The sequence below is a fragment of the Clostridium tarantellae genome (assembly GCF_009295725.1).
Taxonomy (GTDB): Bacteria; Bacillota; Clostridia; order Clostridiales; family Clostridiaceae; genus Sarcina; species Sarcina tarantellae.
Window position 1 is genome coordinate 1 of sequence record NZ_WHJC01000270.1, and the last position, 4,637, is coordinate 4,637.

The window sequence follows — 4,637 nt, forward strand, 5'->3', positions numbered from 1 at the left end:
ATGATCTTTGAAAATTAAACAGATAAATTTAAGTAAACCAGCAATTCTTTTATAAGTAATATGAGTAAATGATTAAACTTTTAATTTGAGAGTTTGATCCTGGCTCAGGATGAACGCTGGCGGCGTGCTTAACACATGCAAGTCGAGCGAGAGAGTTCCTTCGGGAACAATCTAGCGGCGGACGGGTGAGTAACACGTGGGCAACCTGCCTCATAGAGGGGAATAGCCTCCCGAAAGGGAGATTAATACCGCATAATATCATTGAGTGGCATCATTTAATGATTAAAGGAGTAATCCGCTATGAGATGGGCCCGCGGCGCATTAGCTAGTTGGTGAGGTAACGGCTCACCAAGGCGACGATGCGTAGCCGACCTGAGAGGGTGATCGGCCACATTGGGACTGAGACACGGCCCAGACTCCTACGGGAGGCAGCAGTGGGGAATATTGCACAATGGGGGAAACCCTGATGCAGCAACGCCGCGTGAGTGATGAAGGTCTTCGGATTGTAAAGCTCTGTCTTCAGGGACGATAATGACGGTACCTGAGGAGGAAGCCACGGCTAACTACGTGCCAGCAGCCGCGGTAATACGTAGGTGGCAAGCGTTATCCGGATTTACTGGGCGTAAAGGGAGCGTAGGCGGATAATTAAGTGGGATGTGAAATACCCGGGCTCAACTTGGGTGCTGCATTCCAAACTGGTTATCTAGAGTGCAGGAGAGGAGAGTGGAATTCCTAGTGTAGCGGTGAAATGCGTAGAGATTAGGAAGAACACCAGTGGCGAAGGCGACTCTCTGGACTGTAACTGACGCTGAGGCTCGAAAGCGTGGGGAGCAAACAGGATTAGATACCCTGGTAGTCCACGCCGTAAACGATGAATACTAGGTGTAGGGGCCCCAAGCCTCTGTGCCGCCGCTAACGCATTAAGTATTCCGCCTGGGGAGTACGGTCGCAAGATTAAAACTCAAAGGAATTGACGGGGACCCGCACAAGCAGCGGAGCATGTGGTTTAATTCGAAGCAACGCGAAGAACCTTACCTAGACTTGACATCTCCTGAATTACTCTTAATCGAGGAAGTCCCTTCGGGGACAGGAAGACAGGTGGTGCATGGTTGTCGTCAGCTCGTGTCGTGAGATGTTGGGTTAAGTCCCGCAACGAGCGCAACCCTTATTGTTAGTTGCTACCATTAAGTTGAGCACTCTAGCAAGACTGCCCGGGTTAACCGGGAGGAAGGTGGGGATGACGTCAAATCATCATGCCCCTTATGTCTAGGGCTACACACGTGCTACAATGGCAAGTACAAAGAGAAGCAAGACCGCAAGGTGGAGCAAAACTCAAAAACTTGTCTCAGTTCGGATTGTAGGCTGAAACTCGCCTACATGAAGCTGGAGTTGCTAGTAATCGCGAATCAGCATGTCGCGGTGAATACGTTCCCGGGTCTTGTACACACCGCCCGTCACACCATGAGAGTTGGCAATACCCGAAGTCCGTGAGCTAACCGCAAGGAGGCAGCGGCCGAAGGTAGGGTCAGCGATTGGGGTGAAGTCGTAACAAGGTAGCCGTAGGAGAACCTGCGGCTGGATCACCTCCTTTCTAAGGAAATGCATCTTAGGATAACTAAGATGATATGAATTGCTACTTAATTATCTGTTTAATTTTGAGAGACACATTGTCTTTCAAAATTGTTCTTTGAAAATTGCACATAAGTAATAAGTTGAAGATAAAGCCAATTAAATTTTACTATTCTTTGTAATAGAGAACTAATTGCAATCTAATGAGAATTAGATTATGATAGGTCAAGCTACAAAGGGCGTATGGTGAATGCCTTGGCATCAGGAGCCGATGAAGGACGTGATAAGCTGCGATAAGCTTCGGGTAGACGCACATAGTCTGAGATCCGAAGATTTCCGAATGAGGAAACTCACATGGGAAACCCCATGTATCCTTAACTGAATAAATAGGTTAAGGAGGGTAAACCTAGGGAACTGAAACATCTAAGTACCTAGAGGAAGAGAAAGAAAAATCGATTTTCTTAGTAGCGGCGAGCGAAAGGGAAAGAGCCCAAACCGGAAACTTGTTTCCGGGGTTGCGGACATAACATAAAAGTAGAGGCTATTGTAACTGAAGAGAACTGGAAAGTTCCACCGTAGAAGGTAATAGTCCTGTAAGTGAAACGAGAAGACTACGAGTTATGATCCAGAGTACCACGAGACACGTGAAACCTTGTGGGAAGCAGGGAGGACCACCTCCCAAGGCTAAATACTACCTGATGACCGATAGTGAAGCAGTACCGTGAGGGAAAGGTGAAAAGAACCCCGGGAGGGGAGTGAAATAGAACCTGAAACCATATGTCCACAACCGGTCAAAGCACCATATGAGTGCGATGACGTGCTTTTTGTAGAACGAGCCAACGAGTTACGGTATGTAGCGAGGTTAAGTACTTAAGGTACGGAGCCGAAGGGAAACCGAGTCTGAATAGGGCGACTAGTTGCATGCCGTAGACCCGAAACCGGGTGACCTATCCATGGCCAGGTTGAAGCGGGGGTAAAACCCCGTGGAGGACCGAACCACGTTGGTGTTGAAAAACCATGGGATGAGCTGTGGATAGCGGAGAAATTCCAATCGAACCCGGAGATAGCTGGTTCTCCCCGAAATAGCTTTAGGGCTAGCGTTGAATATGAGTAGTGGAGGTAGAGCACTGAATGGGCTAGGGGGCATATCGCTTACCGAACCTTATCAAACTCCGAATGCCATATACTTTTAGTTCAGCAGTCAGACTACGAATGATAAGATCCGTGGTCAAAAGGGAAACAGCCCAGATCGTCAGCTAAGGTCCCAAAGTGTAAGTTAAGTGGAAAAGGATGTGGGATTTCTAAGACAACTAGGATGTTGGCTTAGAAGCAGCCACTCATTAAAAGAGTGCGTAATAGCTCACTAGTCGAGAGATCCTGCGCCGAAGATGTCCGGGGCTCAAACTTACCACCGAAGCTACGGGCTTGAATTAATTCAAGCGGTAGGGGAGCGTCGTAATCGGGCTGAAGTCGTACCGTAAGGAGCGGTGGACTGATTACGAGTGAGAATGTTGGCATTAGTAGCGAGATGTGGGTGAGAATCCCACAGGCCGAAAACCTAAGGTTTCCTCAGGAAGGCTCGTCCGCTGAGGGTTAGTCGGGACCTAAGCCGAGGCCGAATGGCGTAGGCGATGGACAACTGGTTGATATTCCAGTACCACTACCATCGTTAATATCGATGGCGTGACGCAGGAGGATAGTGTGTGCTAGCTATTGGATGCTAGTCTAAGCACTTAGGCAGTTATGGTAGGCAAATCCGCCATAATAATGTTGAGGTGTGATGGGGAAGGTTCTACGGAACCGAAGTACATGATTCCACGCTGCCAAGAAAAGCGTCTAGAGAGAGAAGTAGTGCCCGTACCGCAAACCGACACAGGTAGGTGAGGAGAGAATCCTAAGGCCGGCGGAAGAATTGCAGTTAAGGAACTCGGCAAATTGACCCCGTAAGTTCGCGAGAAGGGGTGCCTACGAGAGTAGGCCGCAGAGAATAGGCCCAAGCAACTGTTTAGCAAAAACACAGGTCTCTGCTAAAGCGTAAGCTGATGTATAGGGGCTGACGCCTGCCCGGTGCTGGAAGGTTAAGGGGAACACTTAGCGTAAGCGAAGGTGTGAACTTAAGCCCCAGTAAACGGCGGCCGTAACTATAACGGTCCTAAGGTAGCGAAATTCCTTGTCAGGTAAGTTCTGACCCGCACGAATGGCGTAATGACTTGGGCACTGTCTCAACTGCAAATCCGGCGAAGTTGTAGTGCGAGTGAAGATGCTCGCTACCCGCGATTGGACGGAAAGACCCCGTAGAGCTTTACTGTAGCTTAGCATTGAATTTCGGTATTGTCTGTACAGGATAGGTGGGAGACTGAGAAACTAGGGCGTCAGCCTTAGTGGAGTCGACCTTGGGATACCACCCTGACAGTACTGGAGTTCTAACTGGCGGCCATGAATCTGGTCACAGGACATTGTTAGGTGGGCAGTTTGACTGGGGCGGTCGCCTCCTAAAAAGTAACGGAGGCGCCCAAAGGTTCCCTCAGAACGGTCGGAAATCGTTCGAAGAGTGCAAAGGCAGAAGGGAGCCTGACTGCGACACCCACAAGTGGAGCAGGGACGAAAGTCGGGCTTAGTGATCCGGTGGTACCTCGTGGGAGGGCCATCGCTCAACGGATAAAAGCTACCTCGGGGATAACAGGCTGATCTCCCCCAAGAGTCCACATCGACGGGGAGGTTTGGCACCTCGATGTCGGCTCGTCGCATCCTGGGGCTGAAGTAGGTCCCAAGGGTTGGGCTGTTCGCCCATTAAAGCGGCACGCGAGCTGGGTTCAGAACGTCGTGAGACAGTTCGGTCCCTATCCGTCGCGGGCGTAGGAAATTTGAGAGGAGCTGTCCTTAGTACGAGAGGACCGGGATGGACTGACCTCTGGTGTACCAGTTGTTCTGCCAAGAGCACAGCTGGGTAGCTAAGTCGGGAAGGGATAAACGCTGAAAGCATCTAAGCGTGAAGCCTACCTCAAGATGAGATTTCCCATAGCATAAGCTAGTAAGACCCCTTGAAGAACACAAGGTTGATAGGTCAG

General features: G+C 49.9%; 2 rRNA genes. Both read left to right on the plus strand.

The annotated features are described in order from the left end of the window. Window positions 1-81 precede the first annotated feature (81 nt). A 16S ribosomal RNA gene (locus GBZ86_RS13000) occupies window positions 82-1,591 on the plus strand. 201 nt (window positions 1,592-1,792) lie between these two features. Continuing rightward, window positions 1,793-4,637, plus strand: a 23S ribosomal RNA gene (locus GBZ86_RS13005); the annotation flags it as partial.